The sequence below is a fragment of the Kitasatospora phosalacinea genome, assembly GCF_000717185.1.
In the GTDB taxonomy this organism is placed as follows: domain Bacteria; phylum Actinomycetota; class Actinomycetes; order Streptomycetales; family Streptomycetaceae; genus Kitasatospora; species Kitasatospora phosalacinea_A.
The window spans coordinates 50484-73817 of record NZ_JNYE01000032.1; the positions used below are offsets into that span (position 1 = coordinate 50484).

General features: G+C 74.9%; 15 protein-coding genes. 5 read left to right on the forward strand and 10 right to left on the reverse strand.

The genetic code is table 11. The features are described from left to right. Window positions 1–120: 120 nt before the first annotated feature. The 3 genes from OO57_RS16180 to OO57_RS16190 all read right to left on the reverse strand — a co-directional run bounded on the left by OO57_RS16180 (window position 121) and on the right by OO57_RS16190 (window position 5681). Window positions 121–1206, reverse strand: a complete 1086-nt coding sequence (locus OO57_RS16180) for a Zn-dependent alcohol dehydrogenase (protein WP_033253169.1) — start codon at window positions 1204–1206, stop codon at window positions 121–123. Between the two features lie 118 nt (window positions 1207–1324). Continuing rightward, a complete protein-coding gene (locus OO57_RS16185; RefSeq protein WP_033253170.1) occupies window positions 1325–2743 on the reverse strand; it encodes an aldehyde dehydrogenase family protein in 1419 nt (472 codons plus the stop codon). Window positions 2744–2900: 157 nt separating this feature from the next. Further along, window positions 2901–5681 carry a helix-turn-helix transcriptional regulator gene (locus tag OO57_RS16190; protein WP_033253171.1) on the reverse strand — a complete coding sequence of 927 codons (2781 nt, stop codon included), beginning with the start codon at window positions 5679–5681 and terminating at the stop codon, window positions 2901–2903. Between the two features lie 221 nt (window positions 5682–5902). On the opposite strand from OO57_RS16190, the gene OO57_RS16195 reads away from it, so the two are divergent. After that, window positions 5903–6589 carry an esterase/lipase family protein gene (locus tag OO57_RS16195; protein WP_033253172.1) on the forward strand — a complete coding sequence of 229 codons (687 nt, stop codon included), beginning with the start codon at window positions 5903–5905 and terminating at the stop codon, window positions 6587–6589. A 140-nt stretch (window positions 6590–6729) separates the two neighbouring features. Here the strand turns inward: OO57_RS16195 and OO57_RS16200 are convergent, their stop codons facing one another. The 5 genes from OO57_RS16200 to OO57_RS45565 all read right to left on the reverse strand — a co-directional run bounded on the left by OO57_RS16200 (window position 6730) and on the right by OO57_RS45565 (window position 14640). Beyond that, window positions 6730–7734 (reverse strand): MASE1 domain-containing protein, encoded by a 1005-nt coding sequence (locus OO57_RS16200; RefSeq protein ID WP_051777709.1) that lies wholly within the window; start codon window positions 7732–7734, stop codon window positions 6730–6732. Between the two features lie 98 nt (window positions 7735–7832). After that, window positions 7833–8666, reverse strand: a complete 834-nt coding sequence (locus OO57_RS16205) for a PP2C family protein-serine/threonine phosphatase (protein ID WP_033253197.1) — start codon at window positions 8664–8666, stop codon at window positions 7833–7835. A gap of 234 nt (window positions 8667–8900) precedes the next feature. After that, window positions 8901–11537 carry a glycoside hydrolase family 78 protein gene (locus OO57_RS16210; protein ID WP_051777711.1) on the reverse strand — a complete coding sequence of 879 codons (2637 nt, stop codon included), beginning with the start codon at window positions 11535–11537 and terminating at the stop codon, window positions 8901–8903. Window positions 11538–11586: 49 nt separating this feature from the next. Continuing rightward, on the reverse strand, window positions 11587–12480 hold the full coding sequence (locus tag OO57_RS16215; RefSeq protein ID WP_051777713.1) for a carbohydrate ABC transporter permease: 894 nt from the start codon (window positions 12478–12480) through the stop codon (window positions 11587–11589). Between the two features lie 6 nt (window positions 12481–12486). Beyond that, window positions 12487–14640 (reverse strand): extracellular solute-binding protein, encoded by a 2154-nt coding sequence (locus tag OO57_RS45565; RefSeq protein WP_234337363.1) that lies wholly within the window; start codon window positions 14638–14640, stop codon window positions 12487–12489. A 254-nt stretch (window positions 14641–14894) separates the two neighbouring features. Between OO57_RS45565 and OO57_RS16230 the strand changes: the two genes are divergently transcribed. Beyond that, entirely contained in the window at window positions 14895–15929 is a 1035-nt protein-coding gene (locus OO57_RS16230) for a LacI family DNA-binding transcriptional regulator (RefSeq protein ID WP_033253173.1), read from the forward strand. Between the two features lie 48 nt (window positions 15930–15977). Here OO57_RS16230 and OO57_RS16235 read toward each other — a convergent pair whose 3' ends face one another. Further along, window positions 15978–16991, reverse strand: coding sequence for a LacI family DNA-binding transcriptional regulator (locus tag OO57_RS16235; RefSeq protein WP_033253174.1), 1014 nt, complete (start codon window positions 16989–16991; stop codon window positions 15978–15980). Window positions 16992–17149: 158 nt separating this feature from the next. Here OO57_RS16235 and rhaI point away from each other — a divergent pair, with 158 nt between their 5' ends. The 3 genes from rhaI (at window position 17150) to OO57_RS16250 (ending at window position 22065) form a co-directional block, all read left to right on the forward strand. Then, window positions 17150–18316 carry an L-rhamnose isomerase gene (gene rhaI / locus OO57_RS16240; protein ID WP_033253175.1) on the forward strand — a complete coding sequence of 389 codons (1167 nt, stop codon included), beginning with the start codon at window positions 17150–17152 and terminating at the stop codon, window positions 18314–18316. Window positions 18317–18424: 108 nt separating this feature from the next. Beyond that, window positions 18425–20464, forward strand: a complete 2040-nt coding sequence (locus OO57_RS16245) for a bifunctional rhamnulose-1-phosphate aldolase/short-chain dehydrogenase (protein ID WP_033253176.1) — start codon at window positions 18425–18427, stop codon at window positions 20462–20464. Window positions 20465–20589: 125 nt separating this feature from the next. Beyond that, window positions 20590–22065, forward strand: coding sequence for a rhamnulokinase (locus tag OO57_RS16250; RefSeq protein ID WP_033253177.1), 1476 nt, complete (start codon window positions 20590–20592; stop codon window positions 22063–22065). Here the strand turns inward: OO57_RS16250 and OO57_RS16255 are convergent. After that, on the reverse strand, window positions 22002–23312 hold the full coding sequence (locus tag OO57_RS16255) for an MFS transporter (protein WP_033253178.1): 1311 nt from the start codon (window positions 23310–23312) through the stop codon (window positions 22002–22004). The genes OO57_RS16250 and OO57_RS16255 overlap by 64 nt on opposite strands. Window positions 23313–23334 lie beyond the last annotated feature (22 nt).

Here is a 23334-nt window from a genome sequence, read left to right on the forward strand (position 1 = left end):
TGCCCGCCGCGTCGTCGGACTCCACCGGGGCCGGTCGGACTCCGGCGGGACGGGACGGCGGGACGGGACGGCTGGACGGGACGGCGGTCCGGAGTTCCTGCCCGGCGGCGGCGCTCGGCCTCAGTGCTCGAAGAGCACCAGGGAGCGCCCGCCCCGGCCGGCCGCCATCCGTTCGAAGGCGGCGGGGATGCCGTCGAGGGGGATCCGGTCGGTGATCAGGGCGTCCAGGTCGAGGCGGCCGCCGCGCACGTGCGCGGCGAGCACCGGCACCGTCTCGTCCGGGTCGCAGTTGCCGTAGACGCAGGCGGTCAGGGTGCGGGCGTAGTGGAAGAGCTCCAGGGCGGAGAAGGAGACCGTGTCCTGCTTGCCGCCGATGCCCACCACCGTCGTGCGGCCGCCGCGGCGGGTGGCGGACCAGGCCGAGCGGATCGTCGCGCCGCGGCCGACGCACTCGAAGGCGTGGTCGGCGCCGCGACCGCCGGTCAGTGCCCGGACGGCCGCGGGGGTGGAGTCGTCGGCGAGCAGGTACTCGGTGGCGCCGTGGCGGCGGGCCAGCTCCGCCTTCTCCGGGGTGACGTCGACGGCGACCAGCGGCGAGGCCCCGGCGAGCCGGGCGGCCTGGAGCACGGCCAGGCCGATGCCGCCCAGCCCGTACACCACCACCGACTCCCCCTCCCGCACCCGGGCCGCGCTGTGCACCGCGCCGTAGCCGGTCAGGACGGCGCAGCCGAGCAGGGCGGCGGAGGCGAGCGGCACGCCGGCGGGCAGCGGGAGGACGGCCCGGCGGTCGACGACCGTCTCCTCGGCGAAGGCGCCGACGCCCAGTCCCGGGTGGAGCCCGGTGCCGTCCGGCAGCACGGCGTAGTGGCCGGTCGACGCGGCGCCGGAGTTCTCGCAGAGCCAGGGCTCGCCGATCGCGCAGGCCGGGCAGGCGCGGCAGGCCGGGGCCCAGTTCAGGACCACCGGGTCGCCGGGCGCCACTGAGGTGACGCCGTCGCCGACCGAGACGACGGTGCCCGCGCCCTCGTGCCCGAGGACCAGCGGGAAGGCGGCGCGGAGCATGCCGCGGGCGATCGACAGGTCGGAGTGGCAGACGCCGGCGGCGGCGAGCCGGACGCGGACCTGGCCCGGTCCGGGGTCGGGCAGGTCGATCTCGGTGATCTCCAGCGGGGCTCCGGCGGAGCGCAGGACGGCGGCACGGACCATGGCGGTCACCTCGGTGGTGTTCTCGGTGGACTTCGGGGGGTGTTCTCGGTGCCGTTCCGCCGCACTCCGGGTGCCGGCGGAGACCCGCGGCGCGGGCGGCGCGCGCAGGCCGCGGGGGTCAGAACTGGAGCGACTTGGTCTGGAGGAACTCCTCCAGGCCGTGCCGGCCGAGTTCGCGGCCCACGCCGGAGCTCCTGCGGCCGCCGAAGGGGGCGAGCGGGTTGAAGCGGCCGCCGTTGATGTCGACCTGGCCGGTCTCCATCCGGCGGGCGAAGGCGACGGCGGTCCCGTCGTCGGCCGCCCAGACGGCACCGGCGAGGCCGTACTCGGTGCCGTTGGCGAGGGCGAGGGCGTGTTCCTCGTCGTCGTAGGGCAGGACCACCAGCACCGGGCCGAAGATCTCCTCCCGCACCGCCCGGGCGTCCGGGGCCAGGTCGGCGAGGACGGTGGGGCGGACGTAGTAGCCGCGGTCCAGCCCCTCGGGGGCGCCCGGGCCGCCGGCCACCAGGCGGGCGCCGTCGGCGACGGCGCCCGCGAGGTACTCCTGGACGCGCTCGCGCTGGCGGGCGCTGACCAGCGGCCCCACCCGGGTGGCCGGATCGGACGGGTCGCCGGGGACGTACTTCGGGGTGGTGGCGGCGGCGATCGCCAGGGCCTGCTCGTACTGCTCGCGGTGGACCAGCAGCCTGGTCCAGGCGGTGCAGGTCTGGCCGGAGTTGGCGAAGACGTTGGCGAGGGTCGCGTTGACCGCGCGGGCCAGGTCGGCGCCCGGCAGGACGACGCAGGCGGACTTGCCGCCGAGTTCCAGGGAGAGCTTCTTGAGGCCGCGTCCGGCGCTCTCACCGATCAGGCGGCCGACGGCGGTGGAGCCGGTGAAGGAGACGACGTCCACGCCGGGGTGGGCGGCGAGCGCCGCACCGACCACCGTGCCGAGGCCGGTGACCAGGTTGAACACGCCGGGCGGCAGGCCGGACGCGTCGACGAGGCGGGCGAACAGCCGGGCGGTCAGCGGGGTCTCCTCGGACGGCTTGAGCACCACCGTGCAGCCCGCCGCGAGGGCCGGGACGACCTTGGCGACGATCTGGTGCAGCGGGTAGTTCCACGGGGTGATGGCGGCGACCACCCCGGCGGGCTCCGCGCGGACGGTGGAGTTGCCGACCTCCTCCTCGAAGGCGTGACCGGCGAGGACGTCCAGGAAGGCCGAAGCCACCGCGATCGGGGTGCCGGCCTGGACCGCGTCGGCGAAGCGCGCCGGGGCGCCGAGTTCGGCGGTGACGGTCGCGGCGATCTCCGCCCGGTGGGCGGCCAGGCCGTCGCGCAGCCGGGTCAGTGCGGCGAGCCGCTCCTCGCGGGTGCTCGCGGCCCAGCCGGGGGCGGCGGCGCGGGCGGCGGCCACTGCCGCGTCCACCTCGGCGGCGGTGCCCGCCGGAACGGTGGCGATCGGCTGCTCGGTGGCCGGGTCGAGCACCACGATGGTGTCCGGCCCGGCGGCGGGCCGCCAGCAGCCCCCGATGTACTGGTCCGCGTAGTGCTCCATCCGGTGCTCCTCGGCGTCCGCTCCCCATTAAACTAGCAGTGGTAGTTAACCCGTGGACGGGCAGCCGGTGCAAGGGGCCCGCGTCGGACGGCACGGCGGGGGGTCGCAGGTGCCACCCGCCTCGTGCCCGCCGGAGCGACTGCCGACCGGACGGGGCCTAGCGGAAGCAGGAGGCGAGTTCGACGCGGGAGCGCACGCCGAGCCGGGTGAAGACGTTCCTCAGGTGGTACTCGACGGTGCGGACGCTGAGCACCAGCGCGTCGGCGACCTCCTGGTTCGTGGCGCCCCGGGCCACCAACTCGCAGATCCGCGCCTGCTGCGGCGTCAGTTCCGCGGCCGCTCCGCCCCCGCGGTCGCCGGGGGAGCGCGTCCGGGCGCCGGTGGCGCGGAGCTCGGCGGTGGCCCGCCGGGTCCAGGAGGCGGCGTCGAACCGCTGGAAGATCTGCACCGCCTCCTGCAGCAGTTCGCGCGCCGGGCCCGGCTTGCGGGCCCGGCGCAGCCGGTGGGCGTGGAACAGCTCGGTCTTGGCCAACTCCAGTACGGCACCGTCCCGCTGGTGGAGCAGGGCGGCCTGCCGGAACTGCTCGTCGGCCGCCGCGTCGTCGCGCTCCAGCAGCGCGTGGCAGCGGTGGGCCAGGGCGAGGCGGGCGGCGCTCGTCCCGCTCGCGGCCCAGGCGTGGTAGCCCCGCAGCGCTTCGGCCGCGTTGGCGCGCCGGTCGCAGCGCACCGCCGCCTCCACGAAGTGCGGGGTGGCCAGTTGGCGGATGACCAGGTTGGTCTGGCGGCCGACGGCGTCCTCGGCCATGCCCGCCAGCCGGGCCAGCGCGTCGGCGGGCCGGTCGTCCGCCAGGTCGGCGCAGGCGGACGCCCAGCGGCCGAACGCGGCCGGCCGGCCCAGCCCCCAGGCGGACACCTGCCGGGTGACGGACCGCACCCTGGCCGCCGCGTCCTCCCCGTCGCCCCGCAGCGCCGACACCAGGGCGAGCACCGCGAGGTGGTCCACCGCGAGGTTGCGCTGCCCCGTCCGGCGGGCCAGCCGCAGCCCGTCCAGGGCCGCCTCCTCGGCCGCCGCGCAGCGGTCGGTCAGCAGCGCGGCCAGGGCCTGGTACACGAGCGCGGCGGGCACCAGGGCGGCCTCGCCCCGGCGGCGGGCCGCGTCGGCCGAGGCGGCGGCGAAGGAGTGGGCGCGGGCGGCGTCGCCCAGGGTGTACGCGGCCTGTGCGGCCCACAGGGCCCAGTACGGATCGGCAGCGCCCCCGGCCAGCCGCATCACGTTCCGCAGCAGTCGGCCCGCCTCCCCGTACCGCCCCTCGAAGGTGGCCGTCATCCCCGCGAAGTGGTCGGCGACCAGGTGCGCGGCGGGGGTGTCGTCGGCGTGCCGCAGGGGCCGCGCCCGCTGCGCCAGCGCGGAGTACCCGGCGAAGTCGCCGGCGAGGAAGGCGGCCTCACCGGCCAGCATCAGCGCGCGAGCCGCCGACTCGCGGCAGTCGTCCGGGAACAGGCCGGCCGCCAGGGAGAGGTGGCGGTACGCCTCGGAGGGCGCGCCGTCGCGCAGCAGCAGCTCCCCCTCGGCCAGGCTCCGCACCGCGTGCGTGCCCGCGGGCACGCCCTCCGGCGGCACCCGGTGCAGCAGCGCCCGGCTGCGCTCGCTCCCGCCGGCCAGGAAGGCGTGCCGGGCCGCCAGCGTCAGCCACCGCTCCCGCAGCCCCGGCCGCGGCGCGAAGTCGGCCGCGTCCTCCAGCACCGCGTCGGCCGTACGGTGGTCGGCGCGGTCGGTCGCCCGTTCCAGCTCCGCGGCGGCCCGCTCGGCCGGTCCCGTGCCACCGGCCAGCCGGTGCAGCGCCCGGTGCGGCCGGAACCGCCCGGGGTCGAGCACGTCGGCCAGGAGGCGGTGCGCGGCGTGCCGGTCGGCCAGGGGGACCTCGGCGCGCAGCACCTGGCGCAGCAACCGGCCCGGCACGGCCGTCGTGCCGTCCTCGGCGGGCGCGACCAGCCCGCTGGCCAGGGCCGCGTCGACGGCGCCGGGGTGCCACCCCGCCCGGCGGGCGGCGGTGTGCAGCGCGTCCGGGGCGAGCGGGCCGCCGACGAGGACGGCGGCGACCACGGCCCGGGCGCCGTCGGGCAGTTGACGGAACCGTCGGCCGCAGTCGGCCCGCCACCTGCTGTCCGGTGGCAGGACGAGCGGGCCGCGGCGGTCGTCGGCGCGGGCGGCGGCCGCCAGTTCGGTCAGCGCCAGCGGGTTGCCGGCCGCGAGGGCGAGCGCCTCGGCCGCGGTCGCCGGACACAGGCCGTCCGGACGTTCCGGGGGCGCCGCGTCCGCCAGCAGCAGGCGGGCCGCGGCGTCGTCCAGCGGTGGCAGCCGCAGCGTGTCGATCCCGTCCAGGGCTGCGAGGGCCGGGTGCCCGGTGACCGCGGTCAGCAGCAGGCCGGCCCGCAGGCCGTGCACCCGGCGGGCGAGCAGGCCGATCACCTGCAGTGACACGCGGTCCAGCCGGTGCGCGTCGTCCACGCACAGCAGCAACGGGCGCCCGGCGGGGGAGGCCGCCAGCACGGCGCGCAGCGCCGAAGCCACCGCCGGGGCCGCCTCCGGCGGGCAGCGGCCCGCCAGGACGTCCGTCAGGACGCCCGTCTCCCCGCCCGGGGGCGCCGGGAGGTCCTCGGCCAGGCGCAGCAGCAGGCGCTGGCACCACGCCCACGGCAGCGCGGCCTCCGACTCGACGCCCCCGAGGCGGTGCACGGCGCACCCGGCCGCCGAACCCGCGGCGGCGGCCAGGAGCACCGAACGCCCGCTGCCGGGCTCGCCCGTCACCACGACGGCGGCGCCCCGCCCCGCGCGCAGCCCCGCGAGCGTGTCGTGCAGTCTCCGCTGCTCCTCGGCGCGGCCGTGCAGGCGGACCGGCGCACGGGCGGCCGTGGTGCTGTCGCTCTCGCTGTCCATGACCGCAGTGTGCGGGGGGAGGCCAGGGAGCGGAAGGGAGTTGACGCGTGTTCGCCACGCTCCGACGGCGGCCGCGGCGACGGGTGGCGGCGACGACGGCGACGGGTGGCGCGGTCGAGCCGGGCGGAGGACCGGTGGTTCCACCGGTCCGCAGCGGGCCGGGCACGCGCACACTCCTGCCATCCGTCCCCCGTCCGGGGGCAGGGAGAGAGGATCCACCTGTGCGACGCCTGCGTACCGCCCTGCTCGCCGTCCTCACGGCCGTGGTGCTCGCCGTGCCCGGCACGTCCACCAGCGCCGCCCACGCGGCGACGACCAGCACCCGCACCCCCGTGGTCTTCGTCCACGGCTTCGTCGGCAACGCCTCCAACTGGGCCGCCGCGGAAGCCCTGTTCGTGGCCGACGGCTACTCGTCCGGTGACCTGTTCGCCTACCAGTACAACTGGTCGCAGTCCAACGCCGTCAGCGCCGCCGGCCTGGCCGCCTACGTGCGCCAGGTCCTCGCCGCCACCGGCGCGCACCAGGTCGACATCGTCAACCACTCCATGGGCGGCCTGGTCAGCGACTGGTACGTCAAGAAGCTCGGCGGCCAGCCCTACGTCCGCCACCTCGCCTCCATCGCGGGCGCGAACCACGGCACCACCGCGGCCGGCGCCTGCCTGGTGAACCCGTCCTGCGTGGAGATGTTCCCCGGCTCCCTGTTCCTGGCCACGCTCAACGCGGGCGACGAGACCCCCGGCGACACGCAGTACGCCACCTGGTACTCGCCCTGTGACGGCATCATCGTCCCCTACACCAGCACCCGGCTCGACGGCGCCGCCAACAACCTCGTCCCCTGCCAGACCCACCTCGGCTTCCTGACCGACATCCCGACCCTCCGGGCCGTCGAGCGCTTCCTCGACAACTGACCCGGCTGCCCCGGTCACCGGCCGCCCCGGCCGGGAACCGGGGCCTCGGCCCCCCGGTGCCTGCCCGCCGCCGGGACCGGTTCGCGGCGGCCCGCTGACCGTCCGGGCGGGCCGGACGGGGTTCGTACGGCCGTCGTCCGTCAGTCGGGGCGCCGGCGGTCGGCGGGGGGCGGCCAGGGGCCCTCGGCCTCGCCCGGGGCGAGGCGGTTCACCACTTCGGCGAGGGCGATGCACGCCTGCTCGATGGTGACGAGGGTGTTCTCGCGTTCGGTGGTGACGGCGGCGAGCAGCAGTCCGGTCAGGGCGGCGACGCCGTTGAGGGCCTGCAACTGGACCATCACGGCGAGCAGGCCGTGGTCGGCGAACGGGCCGACGTGATCGATGGCGGCGGGAACGGCGATGACGGACACCACCAGGACGCACGGCGCGGCGCCGAGCAACTGGAAGCGCAGCGCCGCCCACATCACCACCGGCAGGACCAGGAAGAGCAGGGAGAGCGGGCTGCGGGTCGCCGTGAGCACGGTGACGGCGGTGGTCGCCAGCAGGCCGAGGGCCTCCGCCCAGCGGTGCAGCGGTACGTCGCGGGGCATCCGGGCGGCGCGCACCGCCAGCAGCAGCGGGGTGACCACCAGCACGCCCATCGCGTCACCCGTCCACCACGCCGTCCAGGCGGGCCAGAACTGGTGCGGGACCAGCGCGCCCTCGGACACCAGGATCAGGCAGGCGGCGGTCGCACTGATCAGCGTGGAGGCGAGCGCCCCCAGGAAGACCAGCGCCACACCGTCCCGCAGCCGGTCGAGCTCGACCCGGAAGCCCACCCGGGCCAGCAGCAGGACGGCCACCACCGGGGCGAGCGTGTTGCCCGCCGCGATGCCGAAGGAGGCGGGGGTGATCGCTCCGAACCCCGCGATGACCAGCAGGGCGCCGAGCGCGATCCCGGGCCACACGCGCAGGCCGAGCAGCAGCAGGCCGGCCACGGCGACGCCGGTCGGCGGCCACAGCGGGGTGACGTGGACGCCGCCCACGACGACCTGCGTCAGCAGGCCGAGCCGGCCCCCCGCCCAGTACACGAGCGCGACGCCGAGGATCGACAAGCCGGCCACCGCGGTCTCTCCGGCCTTCGCGTTGCGCAGCACAGCAGCCATCTCATCGCACGCCGCCGCCCGGCCCCGGCCGTGACACGCCCGAAGGGTCGGCCGGGACGGTCGGATCCGCTGCGGTCACCCGCCGCTGCCGGGCGCCGTCACGGTCCGCCGTGGCAGAGCACCAGGACCGCGGCGTCGTCCTGGTGCCCGGTGAGGTCGGCGACCTCCAGCACCCGGCCGGCCAGCTCCCCGGGCTCGGCGCCCACCCCCGCGCGCACCCGCCGCAGGACGTGCTCCAGCCCGGTGTCGAGCGGGAACGCGGGCCCTTCCACCACGCCGTCGGTCACCAGGACGACCGCTTCCGTTCCCGACAGGCGCCGCCGCGTCACCGGGTACACCTCGCCGGGTTCGATGCCGAGCGGCAGCCCCACCTCGTCGGCGTTCTCGGTGTCGTCGATCCCGGACCGGCCGTCGGCGGTGGCCCAGATCGCCGGGACGTGGCCGGCCCGGGCGACGGACAGTTCGTGGGTGGCGGGGTCGAAGCGCAGGAAGCAGCAGGTGGCGAAGAGGCCGTCGGGCAGGGACAGCAGCAGTTCGTTGGTCCGGGCCAGCACCTCGCCGGGGTCGCTCGCCGCGCTGGCCAGCGCCCGCAGGCCGATCCGGACCTGGCCCATGAACACGGCCGCCTCGACGTCGTGGCCCTGCACGTCGCCGATGGTCAGCCCGAGCGTCCCGTCCGGCAGCCGGAAGCCGTCGTACCAGTCGCCGCCGATGTCCAGGCCGTGGCGCGCGGGCGCGTACCGGGCGGAGGTCCGCAGCCCGGGCAGGCTCGGCAGCGCGGCCGGGAGCAGCTCGCGCTGCAGCGCCATGGCGAGTTCGACCCGGGCCCGCTGCCGCTCGGCGTGCTCCAGCGCCCGGGCGGTGAGCTCGCCGAGCTTGCCCAGCAGTTCGTGCGCGTCGGCGGGGTGCGACGGGGGACGGCGACGGCTCACGGGCGGCTCCAGCACGGCCTCGACTGACGGGCGGCGGGCGGCTGTCCTGCCACCGCGTGCCTCCATTGTCCCTTCACCCGATCGGACCCGCCCCCGCGGCCGCCCCGCGCACCCGCGTTCTCGACGAGGCCACCGAACGGCCCGGCCTCCTCGAGAACCTCGCGACGAGCACCCGCGCCGCCACCCGTTCCACAACGCGAGGGGGACCGCGGGCGTCCGGGTGCGGTGACCGTTTCAGGCCGTGGAGGGCAGGGCGGCCCGGCCGGGGACGGTGGTGCCGGGGGCGGGGAGGGGCGCCGGGTGGGGGCCGACGGTGCTGACCCGGTGTGTGCCGGGGCCGAGGCGGCGGGGCGGGAGGCCGGGGAGGTCGAGGACGGCTTCGCAGCCCGCCGGGACGGTGAGTTCGGCGGTCAGGCCCTGGTCGGTGAGCTGCCAGGAGATGGCGGCGGTGCCGTGGGGGGTGTCGTGGCGGGCCTCGGCCCAGGTGAGGCCGCCGCCGGGGCGGGGGGCGAAGCGGATGGTGCGGTAGCCGGGCTCGGCGGGGGCGAGGCCGGCGACGGTGCGGTGGAGCCAGTCGGCGACCGCGCCGAGCGCGTAGTGGTTGAAGGAGGTCATGCCGCCGGGGTTGAGGGTGCCGTCGGGGCGCAGGCTGTCCCAGCGTTCCCAGATGGTGGTGGCGCCCTGGGTGACGGGGTAGAGCCAGGACGGGCACTGGGTCTGCAGCAGCAGCCGGTAGGCGTCGTCGAGGTGTCCGGCGTCGGTGAGGGCGTCGCAGATCAGCGGGGTGCCGACGAAGCCGGTGGCGATCGTGTGGCCGCCTTCGCGGACGAGGTGGGCCAGGCGGTCCCCGGCCCGGCGGCGGGCGGCGGGGTCGGTGAGCAGGCCGAAGCGGAGGGCGACGGCGTACGCGGTGGGGCTGTCGGAGGTGAGCAGCCCGTCCGGGGTGCCCCAGCGCTGCCGGAACGCAGAGGCGACCTGGTCGGCCAGCAGGCCGTAGCGGTGGGCGTCGGCGTGCTCGCCGATGGTGCGGGCGGTGAGTGCCAGGTGCCGGGCGGAGTGGGCGAAGTAGGCGGTGGCGATCAGGTACGGGTCGGTGCGGCCCGCGCCCGGGTCCTCGGGCGGGGCGGCCGGGTCGAGCCAGTCGCCGAGCTGGAAGCCGCTGTCCCAGAGCCTGGTGGGTCCGGCGAGGCGGTCGACCAGGTCGACCCAGCGGCGTCCGGCGGTGTAGTGGCGGCGCAGCAGTGCGGGGTCGTCGAAGCGCCGGTGCAGCAGCCAGGGGGTGAGGACGGCGGCGTCGCCCCAGACGGCGCCGGGCCGGATCGGCGTCCAGGCGGGCTCGCCGGGGATGACCGGCACGTACCAGGGGACGGTGCCGTCGGGCAGCTGCTCGACGCCGAGGTCGGTGAGCCAGGAGTCGAGCATGCCCGCGCAGTCGTAGAGGAAGGCCGCGGTGGGGGCGAAGACCTGGAGGTCGCCGGTCCAGCCGAGGCGTTCGTCGCGGGCGGGGCAGTCGGTGGGGATGTCGACGAAGTTGCCGCGCATGCTCCACACCACGTTCTCGTGCAGGCGGTTGACCAGCGGGTCGCTGCACTCGAACCAGCCGGTGCGGCGCAGGTCGGTGTGGTGGACGCGGGCGGTGACGTCGGCCGGGTCGAGGTCGCCGGGCCAGCCGGTGACCTCGGCGTAGCGGAAGCCGTGCAGGGTGAAGCGGGGCTCCCAGGTCTGCGGGCCGCCGGCCAGGACGAGGGTGTCGACGGAGCGGGCCTCGCGCAGCGGGCGGACGGCGAGTTCGCCGCCGTCCAGGACCTCGGCGTGCCGCAGGACGACCTCGGTGCCGGCCGGGCCGTCGACGGTGATCCGCAGGCGGCCGACCAGGTTCTGGCCGAAGTCGAGCAGGTGGCGGCCGTCGGGGCGGCGGGTCACCGAGACGGGCGCGACCTCGGCGGTGCAGCGCACCGGCGGGCCCTGCGGGGCGGTGAGGGTGCGCGGGTCGCGGGTGTGGACGGCGACCGGGGTCCAGCCGTCGGCGGCGGCCTGCGGGGTGGACCACCGCGGGTCGTCGAGGCGGGAGTCGTGGGTCTCGCCCTCGTACAGGCCGCTGAACAGGATCGGGCTGGGGGCGGCGCTCCAGTCGGGGCCGGTGGCGACGGTGGTGCGGGTGCCGTCGGGGTGGGTGACCTCCAGTTGGGCGATCAGCGACTGGTCGGTGCCGTAGATGTTGCGGGTGCCGCCGTCGAAGCCGTACTTGCCGCGGTACCAGCCGTCGCCGAGCCAGGCGCCGAGGGCGTTGTCGCCGGGCACGAGGTGCGCGGTGACGTCGTGGGTGCGGTAGCGCAGGCGTTCGGGGTAGACCGTCCAGCCGGGGGCGAGGGCCTCGTCGCCGACCCGGCGGCCGTTGATCTCGGCCTCGTACAGGCCGTGCGCGGTGACGTACAGGCGGGCGCGCTCGACGGGCTTGTCGAGGTGGAAGCCGGTGCGGACCCGGGCGGGGCGGCGTTCGGCGTCCGGGTCCTCGGGCCAGGCGGCGCCGACCGGGACGGCCGCCCAGTCGGCGGGGGAGAGGAGTCCGGCCTCGACGGCGGCGGGCGCGCTCCAGGCGGAGGGGCCTTCGCCGTCGGCCCAGACGCGGACGCGGACGGTGGCGCGTTCGCGGGAGGCGAGCGGCGCGGCGGGCCAGGGCACCAGGCGGTGGTCGGCGCCGGGCAGCGGGCCGGTGGTGGTGCGGCGGCCGTCGCGTTCGACCTCGACCTCGTAGGCGTCCTGGGCGCGGGTGCCGGCGGGCAGGGTCCAGGACAGGCGGGGGGCGGCGGTGCCGGTGCCGAGGCCGTCCGGCAGGTGTTCGAACGTCACCGGGGCGGGCGGGAGGAGCATGGGGACCTTCCGGGGTGTGGGTGGTGCGGGGCGGCGGGGCGAGGGGGCGTCAGCCCTTGACCGCGCCTCCGGTGAGGCCCTTCATGACCTTCTGGTTGAGGAAGAGGTAGATCGCCAGCGTGCCGAGGACGTTCAGGCAGATCGCGGCGAACAGCGGGCCGTACTGGGTGGCGCCGAAGTCGCCGGTGAAGTTCAGCAGGCCGACCTGGACGGTGCGCAGGTCCTGGCTGTTGGTGAAGGTGAGGGCGACCAGCAGGTCGTTCCAGATGAAGAAGAACTGCACCAGGCCGACGGTGAGGATCGCGTTGCGCACCATGGGCAGGCTGATCGTCCAGAACATGCGCAGGATCCCGGCGCCGTCGATGGTGGCGGCCTCGAAGAGCTCGCGGGGCACGCTCCTGTAGTAGGTGGCCATCATGAAGACGGTCAGTGGCAGGCCGGTGCCGGTGTAGGTGAGGACCAGCGGCCACAGCGTGCCGGACAGGCCGGTGCGGAAGTAGACGGTGAACAGCGGCAGCAGGATCATCTGCGAGGGCACCATGACGCCGGCCAGGAAGACCAGCAGGGTCAGGCTCCGGCCCTTCCACACCATGATCTGCAGGGCGAAGCCCGCGGCCGCGCCCATCAGCAGGACCAGCGCCAGCGAGGGGACGACGGCCAGCAGGCTGTTGCGCAGGTACAGGCCGATGTGGCCGGTGGTCCACGCCTCGGCGTAGTTGCCCCACTCCCAGTGGGTGGGCAGGCTCCAGGTGGAGTGGTTCAGGTAGTCGTTGTTGGACTTGACCGAGGTGAGGAACATCCACAGCAGCGGGTAGACCTCGACGACCACGAGCAGGGCGATCAGGATCCTGGCCCACAGGCCGCGCAGCGGGCGGCGGCGGCGCGGGGCGGCCTTGCGGACGGCGTGGGCGGGTGCGGTGCGCAGCGGCGTGTCGACGGACATGGCGGCTCAGCCCTTCGTGAGATCGCGCCGCGAGACGCGGAAGACGACCAGCGTCACCAGCAGGCACAGCACCGTCAGCAGGACCGCGATGGTGCTGCCGTAGCCGTACTCGCCGTAGGTGAAGGACGTCTGGAACATGGAGAGGGTCAGGGGGGTGGTGCCGCTGCCGGGGCCGCCGTTGGTGAGCGCGACGATCGAGTCGAAGACCTTGAGGGTGCCGTTGATGCTGAAGATCGCCGAGGACATCAGGACCGGGAAGGACAGCGGCAGCACGATGTGGCGGATCAGCCGCAGGCCGGAGGCGCCGTCGAGGCGGGCCGATTCGAGGACCTCGTCGGGGATGTCCACCAGGCCGGCGAACAGCAGCACCGCGTAGAAGCCCATCGAGCGCCACACGTCCATCAGGATCAGCACCCAGAACGAGCTTCCGGCGCTGCCGAACCAGTCGACGGAGTGCAGGCCGACCAGCTCCAGCAGGGAGTTGACCGGGCCGGTCTGCGGGGCGACCTGGAAGAGCTTCTGGAACAGCAGGCCGACCGCGACGGTCGGCAGCACCACGGGGAAGAACACCAGGGTGCGCACCAGCGCGGAGGCCTTCTTCAGGTAGAAGGTGTAGAGCAGGGCCAGCGCGTACCCGGCCGCGACCTGGCCGACGGTGACGACGGCCGCGTACTTGACGGTGAACCAGAGGGCGTCGTGGACGGCCGGGTCGTCGGCGAGGCGCTGGAAGTTGGCGAATCCGGCCCAGCTGAACCCCGTGATGCTGTTGCCCTTGGTGAAGGAGTACCCCAGCGACCAGCCGATGGGGACGAGCATGACGAGGGTGTACACCAGCAGGGCGGGGCCCAACAGGATCGCGACTGCCCTGCGGTCACCGAGTACGCGGTGCATTGGACGTGTCCTTCGTTGTCGTGGCGGGAGCGGTGGCGGCGCGGCGGGGCGGGCGCGTCCCCGCCCCAGCGCCTCGAACCACAGCACGCTCTCCTTGGAGGCGCCGATGGTGTCGCGGATCTGGCCGGTGACGGCGTTGGCGTTCTCCACCGGGGTGTTCACCTTGAAGCCGGAGATGGTGCCCTGGTCCTTGAGCGCGACGCTGCCGTAGTTCTGCGCGATGCACTTCACCCAGTCGCCGGTCTTCGCGTCGAAGCTCCTGGCGTTCATCGCGACCGGCAGGCCCACGTTGGAGGGGTACTGGTCGATGGAGCCCTTGCCGCCGGCGACCGCCGGGAACGGCATGAAGCCGACGTTCTCCGCACCCAGGGTGTCCTGCTCGGCGTCGGCGATGTTGGCCAGCGCCCAGCTGCCCATGTAGAACATCGCGGCCTTGCCGCCCAGGAACTGGTTCATCGCGGTGTCGTAGTCGATGGAGCCGACGCCCTGCCCGAACCAGCCCTTCCTGCCGAGCTCGGCGACCTGCTGGGCGGCCTTGACGTACTCGGGGTCGGTCAGCTTCGCGGTGTGGTTGGCGATCGCGTTCATCGCCCCCGGGCCCAGGCTGCGGTACAGGTAGCCGCTGACCAGGCGGGTGAGCGGCCAGCCCTGCTGGCCGGAGGCGGCGAAGGGCTGCACGCCCGCGCCCTGCAGCTTGGCGGCCGCGGCGACCAGCTCGTCCCAGGTCTTGGGGACGGAGATGCCGTTGGCCTCGAAGACCTTCTTGTTGTAGAAGATGCCCTCGATGTTGTACTCGTACGGCAGCACGGCGAGCTTGTTCTGGTACAGCGCCTTGACGGTGGACACCGCGGCGGGCTGCAGCTGGTCGAAGACGCCGAGCTTGGTGAGTTCGTCCTCCAGGTCGGCGACGTTGCCCGCGGTGAAGAGCTGGGTGGTCAGCGCCGGGGCGTTGCCGGCCGCGAACTGGACCGGCAGGGCGTTCTGACCCGCCAGCAGCTGCAGCTTCTGGTCCAGGCCGGACTGCGGGACGGTGTCGACCTTCAGCGGCAGCGCCTTGTTCTGGTCGGTGCAGGAGGTCGTCGACAGCGTGGTCAGCGTCTTCTTGATCGTGGTGTTCTCGGTCACCGACAGGTAGTCGAAGTTCTTCGGGGAGGCGCTCGCGCCCGTCCCGCTGCTGCCGCACGCCGTGGCGAGCAGCACCACGGCGGCTGCGGCGGCGGTGGAGCCGACGAGGCGGGTTCTGCCGGTGCGGGTGGGGTTGATGGTCACGGCTGTGCTCCCTGGCGTCATTGAGCGGAGGCAGAGGTGGGGGATCGCTGAACCGGAGAACGCGGGGCGCTCCCGGAAGACGGGGCCCGACTTTGTAGAACGTTCTCCACGATGGGGTCAACAGTGCCCCCGGGGGCGAGCTATCGTCAAGACACGAGGACGTAACGAGGCGGTCACCCGGGCGATGCGGCTGGTCCCGGCCGGGAAGGATCGTGTAGAACGTTGCGCAACAGTGACTTTGAAGAAAGCGGGACATGGAGCCGACGAAACGCCCCAAGCGCGTCACCATCACCGACGTCGCCGCCCGCGCCGGCGTCTCGACCGCGGCCGTCTCCAAGGTGCTCCGCAACGCCTACGGCGTCAGCCCCGCCATGCAGGAGCGGGTGCGCGCCGCGATGGCCGAGCTGGACTACCGCCCGCACGCCGCCGCGCGCGGCATGCGCGGGCGGACCTACACGATAGGAGTGCTGCTCGACAGCCTCCGCAACACCTTCTTCGCCGACATCCTCGACGGCGTCCAGCAGCAGCTGCGCGGCAGCGACTACACGGTGCTGATCGGCGCGGCGGGCTTCGGCGCGAGCGAACAGGCGCGCACCGTCCAGTCGATGGTCGACCGTCAGATGGACGGCCTGATCCTCATCGCCCCCGGCACCAGCCGCGCCGAGGTCCTCGCCACCGCCGAGACCGTGCCCACCGTGGTGATCGGCCACCACGACACCGCCGCCGTCCACGACTCGGTCGTCGACGCCGACGACCAGGGCGCGGCGCTGGTCGTCGACCACCTCGCCGCCCTCGGCCACCGCCGGATCGCCCTGCTCGCCGCCCCCGGCCTCAAGGGCAGCCAGTGGAAGCTCACCCCCGAGGCGGTGCTCGCCAAGGGCTACACCGCCGCGATGAAACGCCACGGCCTCGCCCCGCAGGCCCTCGCCGCCGCCTACTCCGAGGAGGGCGGCTACGAGGCGGGCAAGCGGCTGCTGAGCGCCGCCGACCGGCCCACCGCCATCATGGCCGGTGCGGACGTCGCCGCCCTCGGCGTCTACCGCGCCGCCGCCGAGCTGGGCCTGGGCATCCCCGGCGACCTCTCGCTGGTCGGCTACAACAACACCGCGGTCGCCGCCCTCGCCCCGGTCCAGCTCACCAGCGTCGACCAGGCCGGCGCCACCATGGGCGCCACCGCCGCCCGGATGCTCATCGAACGGGTCGAGGGCCGCCGCAGCCAGGCGATGCAGACCGCCATGACCCCCCGGCTCGTCGTGCGCTCCAGCACCGCCGCCCCGCACGCCGACTGACCCGCGGCCGCCGGAGCCCGCCGTTGAATGGATTCAACGGCGCGGCCCTCAGGCGGTCCGCGGGGCCGTCAGCGTGGAGCCGCGCACCACCAGCTCCGGATCGAAGACCACCTGCCGGTGCCGGTGCGCACCGCCGCCGGTCTCCTGGGCGAGCAGCTCCACCGCCGTGCGCCCCACCGCCTCGGCGGGCTGGCGCACCGAGGTCAGCGGCACCGCGGCCGCGGCGGCGAACTCGATGTCGTCGTACCCGACGATCGCCAGGTCCTCGGGCACCCGCAGGCCCGCCGCGAACGCGGCCTGCAGGACGCCCAGGGCCAGCAGGTCGTTCGCGCAGAAGACGGCAGTCGGCCGCGGCAGCAGGCCCAGCAGGCGGGCGCCCGCGTCCCGCCCGGCGGCCACGTCCAGGCCCGCCACCTCCAGGTCCACCAGCTCGGCGCCGCTGCCCTCCAGCGCCGCCAGCGCGCCGGAGCGCCGGTCGGCGACCTGCTGCAGGCGGTGGCGGCCGCCCGCGAACGCGATCCGCCGGTGGCCGCCCGCCAGCAGGTGCGCGGCCGCCAGCGAGCCGCCCTTGACGTCGTCCACCGACACCGAGCAGGCGTCGATCCCCGGAGCGAGGCGGTCGACCAGGACGAACGGCACGTCGTGGCGCCGCAGCGCCGCGGCCCCCGAACCCTCCGCGTCGGCCGGGGTCAGCAGCACCCCCCGCACCCGCTGCTCGGCGAACAGCGCCAGGTAGTCCGCCTCGTCGGCCGGCCGCTGCGCGCTGTTGCAGACCATCACGCCCAGGCCCTGGGCCCGGGCGGCCTGCTCCGCGCCCCGGGCGACCGAGACGAAGAACGGGTTGCCCAGGTCGAGGACCAGCAGGCCGATGATCCGGCTGCTCCCGGAGCGCAACTGGCGCGCCGACTCGCTGCGCACGTAGCCGAGTTGCTCGATCGCGGCCTGGACCCGGGCCCGGGTCTCCTCGCCGACCACCTCCGGCCGGTTGATCACGTTGGAGACCGTGCCCACCGACACCCCGGCCGCCCGGGCCACGTCCTTGATCCCTGCCGCGTTGCCCATGCCCGTGCCCGTCTCCGTTCCGCATTGAAAAGTTTCACCGCTGTGCTCGCTGGACGGTTGCCAGATTACGGCAGCGGCTTGACGGTTTCGCGCCGTTCGACCTACGGTCTGCTTGAAACGATTCAAGTCGAACGATCGACGTGGTGAGAGGTGCTCCGGTGACCGACCGATCTGCCGTGAAGGACGCCCTGCGGGCCCAGCGCATCGAGACGCCCTCCTGGGGCTACGGGAACTCGGGCACCCGCTTCAAGGTCTTCGCCCAGCCCGGCGTGCCGCGCGACCCGTACGAGAAGCTCGCCGACGCCGCCCAGGTGCACGCCGCCACCGGCGCCGCCCCGAAGGTCTCGCTGCACATCCCCTGGGACAAGGTGGAGGATTACGCCGCGCTGTCCGCCCACGCCCGCGGCCTCGGGCTGGAGATCGGTGCGATCAACGCCAACGTCTTCCAGGACGACGACTACAAGCTCGGCTCCGTCACCAACCCGGATGCGCGGGTGCGCCGCAAGGCGGTCGACCACCTGCTGGAGTGCGTCGACGTCATGGACGCCACCGGCTCGCGCGACTTGAAGCTGTGGTTCTCCGACGGCACCAACTACCCCGGCCAGGACGACGTTTCGGCCCGCCAGGGCCGTCTGGCCGACGCGCTCGCCGAGGTGTACGAGCGGCTCGGCGACGGCCAGCGGATCCTGCTGGAGTACAAGCTGTTCGAGCCCGCCTTCTACACCATGGACGTCCCGGACTGGGGCACCGCGTACGCGCACTGCCTGCGGCTGGGCCCGAAGGCGACGGTGGTGGTCGACACCGGCCACCACGCGCCGGGCACCAACATCGAGTTCATCGTCGCGTTCCTGCTGCGCGAGGGGAAGCTCGGCGGCTTCGACTTCAACTCCCGCTTCTACGCGGACGACGACCTGATGGCCGGTGCGGCCGACCCGTTCCAGCTGTTCCGGATCATGCACGAGGTGGTCAAGAACGGCGGCCTCGCACCGGAGACCGGCGTGGCGTTCATGCTCGACCAGTGCCACAACATCGAGGCGAAGATCCCCGCGGTCATCCGCTCGGTGATGAACGTCCAGGAGGCCACCGCCAAGGCCCTGCTGGTGGACACCGGCGCCCTGACGGCCGCCCAGGACACCGGTGACGTGCTCGCCGCCAACGAGGTGCTGATGGACGCCTACGGCACCGACGTCCGCCCGCTGCTGGCCGAGGTGCGCGCCGAGGCCGGGCTCGACCCGAACCCGCTGGCCGCCTACCGGGCCAGCGGATGGGCCGACAGGACCGCCGCCGACCGGGTCGGCGGCCACCAGGCCGGCTGGGGCGCCTGACCCACCGGCAGCGCGGGCCGGTCCGCACCGGCGCACCCACGGACCGGCCCGCCACACCCCGTGAGCGCCACCGCCCCTCCGTCCAGACGTAAGGAAGCCCCTCCCGCCATGGCCCTGCACCCCGAAGTCGCCGCCCTCCTCGCCCGCTCCAACCGGCTCGGCGCCGACCCGCGCACCACCAACTACGCCGGCGGCAACACCTCCGCCAAGGGCACCGACACCGACCCCGCCACCGGCCGCGACGTCGAACTGCTCTGGGTCAAGGGCTCCGGCGGCGACCTGGGCACCCTGACCGCCCCCGGTCTGGCGGCGCTGCGCCTGGACCGGCTGCGCTCCCTCGTCGACGTCTACCCGGGCGTGGAGCGCGAGGACGAGATGGTCGCCGCGTTCGACCACTGCCTGCACGGGCGCGGCGGCGCGGCCCCGTCCATCGACACCGCCATGCACGGCCTGGTGGACGCCGCGCACGTCGACCACCTGCACCCCGACTCCGGCATCGCGCTGGCCTGCGCCGCCGACGGAGAGAAGCTCACCGCCGAGTGCTTCGGCGAGCGCGTGGTGTGGGTGCCCTGGCGCCGCCCCGGCTTCCAGCTCGGCCTGGACATCGCCGCCGTCAAGGAAGCCAACCCGCAGGCGATCGGCTGCATCCTCGGCGGCCACGGCATCACCGCCTGGGGCGAGAGCAGCGAGGAGTGCGAGGCCAACGCGCTGCACATCATCCGCACCGCGGAGCGGTTCCTCGCCGAGCGCGGCAAGGCCGAGCCGTTCGGCCCGCTGCTGGACGGGTACGGGCCGCTGCCGCAGGCGCAGCGGCGCGAGCGGGCCGCCGCGTTGGCCCCGCTGATCCGCGGCCTGGCCTCCACCGACCACCCGCAGGTCGGCCACTTCACCGACAGCGCCGAGGTGCTGGACTTCCTGGCCCGCGCCGAGCACCCGCGGCTGGCCGCGCTCGGCACCTCCTGCCCCGACCACTTCCTGCGCACCAAGGTCGCCCCGCTGGTCCTCGACCTGCCCGCGACCGCCACCCCCGACGAGGTGGCCGCGCGGCTGCGCGAGCTGCACCAGAACTACCGCACGGACTACCGCGCCTACTACGACCGGCACGCCAGCGCCGACTCCCCGGCGATCCGCGGCGCCGACCCGGCGATCGTCCTCGTCCCCGGCGTGGGCATGTTCTCCTTCGGCAAGGACAAGCAGACCGCCCGCGTGGCGGGCGAGTTCTACCTCAACGCGATCAACGTGATGCGCGGCGCCGAGGCCGTCTCCAGCTACGCCCCCATCGAGGAGGCGGAGAAGTTCCGGATCGAGTACTGGGCCTTGGAGGAGGCCAAGCTGCAGCGGATGCCCGCCCCGAAGCCGCTGGCGACCCGCATCGCGCTGGTCACCGGCGCGGGCTCCGGCATCGGCCGGGCGATCGCCGAGCGGCTGGTCGCCGAGGGCGCCTGCGTGGTGGTCGCCGACCTGAACGCCGAGAACGCGGCGGCCGTCGCCGAGGAACTGGGCGGCCCCGACAAGGCGGTGGCCGTCACCGTCGACGTCACCAGCGAGGAGCAGATCGCCCAGGCGTTCCGGGCCGCGGCGCTGGCCTTCGGCGGCGTCGACCTGGTGGTGAACAACGCGGGCATCTCCATCTCCAAGCCGCTGCTGGAGACCACCGCCCGCGACTGGGACCTGCAGCACGACATCATGGCCCGCGGCTCCTTCCTGGTCTCCCGCGAGGCCGCCCGCACCATGATCGAGCAGGGACTGGGCGGCGACATCGTCTACATCGCCTCCAAGAACGCCGTCTTCGCCGGACCGAACAACATCGCCTACTCCGCGACCAAGGCCGACCAGGCCCACCAGGTCCGCCTGCTGGCCGCCGAACTCGGCGAGCACGGCATCCGCGTCAACGGCGTCAACCCCGACGGGGTGGTGCGCGGCTCCGGGATCTTCGCGGGCGGCTGGGGCGCGCAGCGCGCCGCCACCTACGGCATCGCGGAGGACAAGCTCGGCGAGTTCTACGCCCAGCGCACCCTCCTCAAGCGCGAGGTGCTGCCCGAACACGTCGCCGCCGCGGTCCTCGCCCTCACCGGCGGCGACCTCACCCACACCACCGGCCTGCACGTCCCCGTCGACGCGGGCGTCGCCGCAGCCTTCCTGCGCTGACCCGCCACCAGCCGCGGTGCGGGCCGCGTACTCCTCTTCGCGGCCCGCACCGCCTCCCCGCACCACCCCGCCACCGCCGTCGCACCACCCCGCCACCGCCGTCGCACCACCGAGGACACACCGCCGTGAAGCCCCACGCCCCCCACGCCCCGACCGCCTTCGCCGCGGCGGACCTCGGCGCCACCAGCGGCCGGGTCGTCGTCGGCCGGGTCGGCCGCGACAGCCTCGACCTCACCGAGACCCACCGCTTCGACAACACCCCCGCCCAGCTCCCCGACGGCCTGCACTGGAACGCCCTCGGCCTCCACCAGGGCGTCCTCGACGGGCTGCGCGAAGCCGCCGCCCGCTTCGACGTCGCCTCCGTCGGCATCGACAGCTGGGCCGTCGACTACGGACTCCTCGACGCCGACGGCGCCCTGATCGGCAACCCCTTCCACTACCGCGACCCGCGCGGCGCCGCCGTCGTCGAAGACGTCTGGCGCCGCGTCCCCGCCCGCGACCTGTACCGCATCACCGGCCTCCAGCACCTGCCGTTCAACACGGTCTTCCAACTCGCCGCCGAGAAGAACCTCGACCGGGCCCGCACCCTGCTGCTGATCCCCGACCTGCTCACCCACTGGCTCACCGGCACCGTCGGCACCGAGGCCACCAACGCCTCCACCACCGGCCTGTACGACGCCCGCACCGGCACCTGGTCCACCCCGATCCTCGCCGCCCTCGGCCTCGACGCCGCCGTCCTGGCCCCGCTGCGCCGCCCCGGCGACCACACCGGCACCCTCCTGCCGCACGTCGCCGCCGCCACCGGCCTGCGCCCCGGCACCCCCCTCGTCGCCGTCGCCTCCCACGACACCGCCTCCGCCGTCGCCGCCGTCCCCGCCACCACCGCCGACTTCGCCTACATCTCCTGCGGCACCTGGTCGCTGGCCGGACTGGAACTCGACAAGCCGGTGCTCACCGACGCCTCCCGCGCCGCCAACTTCACCAACGAACTCGGCACCGACCACACCGTCCGCTACCTGCGCAACGTCATGGGCCTGTGGCTGCTCAGCGAGAGCCAGCGCACCTGGCGCTCCCGCGGCCGCAGCCACCAGCTGCCCGAGCTGCTCGAACGCGCCGCCGCCGCCCGCCCGTTCGCCGCGCTCGTCAACCCCGACGCCCCCGAGTTCCTCGCCCCCGGCGACCTGCCCGCCCGCCTCGCCGAGCACTGCGCCCGCACCGGCCAGCACCTGGCGCCCGACGACCAGGGCGCCGTCGTCCGCTGCATCCTGGAGAGCCTCGCCCTCGCCCACCGCCACACCCTGCGGCAGGCCGCCGAACTGACCGGTCGGCCCGTCCGCACCGTCCACCTCGTCGGCGGCGGCAGCCGCAACGCCCTGCTCTGCCAGTTCACCGCCGACGCCACCGGCCTGCCCGTCGTCGCCGGTCCCACCGAGGCCACCGCCATCGGCAACATCCTCGTCCAGGCCCGCACCCACGGCCTGGTCGCCGACCGCAGCGCCATGCGCCGCCTGGTCGCCCGTACCCAGCACCTCAAGCGCTACGAACCCAGCGGCGACACGCGCGCCTGGGACTCCGCCGCCGCCCGCGTCGGCCTGAGCTGAACCGGCAGGGACGGCACCGTCGTGAACTCGTCGCGCCGGGCCCCGCGGAAGCCGTACCAGCCGATCGCCAGGCCCGCGGCCGACACGGCGGCCAGCCCGCCGTACAGCAGGGAGGGGTCGAATCGCAGCAGCGCCGGGGTGACCAGGGCGAACGCGGCGGCGAGGTAGCGGGCGACGGCGATGACCGCGCCCTGGGCGGTGGCGCGCAGCAGGGTGGGGAAGGACTCCTGCGCCCAGGTCTTCATGATCCCCTCGAAGGCGAACGCGCCGCCGACCGCGTTGACCGCCATGGAGAGCGCGAGCGTGGCCAGGGAGAACCCGAACAGCGGCGGGACCAGGTAGCCGCCCGCCAGACAGGCGGCACCGAACACGAAGTAGCCCGTGCGGCGCGGCGTGCCGGCGATCCGCATGAACCACAGGCCCGCCGCGACGGTGACGGGCAGCACCAGCAGCGACAGCCGCGCACTGACGTCGACCGGGAGGTGGGCGACGTCGGCCGCGACGTAGGCGCCGAACTGGCCGCTGGTGTTGGCGGCCAGGTTGGTCAGCGCGTAGAAGCCGAGCAGCGCGGCGAACGGGCGCAGGTACGGGCCGGTGAACAGGGCGCGCGCCGAGGCCGCGGCCGCCCGGGGCGACGCCCGTTCGCGCCTGGCGGCCAGCCAGGCCGGGGACTCCGGCAGGCGGAGCCGGGCCAGCAGCAGGACCAGCGCGACCGCGCCGACGTGCCCGTAGAGGACCTGGCCGCCCACGCGGCCCCGGTCGCCGACGACGGCGGCGACCGTACTGGCGGCCGCGGCGCCCACGCCCCACAGGACGTTGGAGAAGCCGATCAGCGCGGCCCGGTTCCGGTCGGTCGCGGACTCGGCGACCATCGCGAGCGCCACGGGCAGGTCGGCCCCGGAGCCCAGCCCGAGCACCAGGACGCCGAGCAGCAGCGGGGCGAAGCCGGTGGACAGCACCGTCAGCGCGCACCCGGCCACGACCGTCGCCATGGTGGCGGCGAACACGCGGCGGCGGCCGAAGCGGTCGCCGAGGCGCCCGCCCAGCAGGGCGCCGGTGGCGATGGCGGCGGTCAGCGCGCCGGAGAGCACGCCGATGCGGCCGCCGGTCAGGTGCAGCGGCTCCTGGTAGAGGACCAGGGCGATGCCGGTGGAGACGATCGCCGCGGCGTCCACGTACGAGGCCATGCCCGCGACCACGCCCGTGCGCCAGGCGTGCGGGGGCCGTGCGGGAGCGCGGTGGTTCATGAGGGCTCCTGGGGGTTCGCGC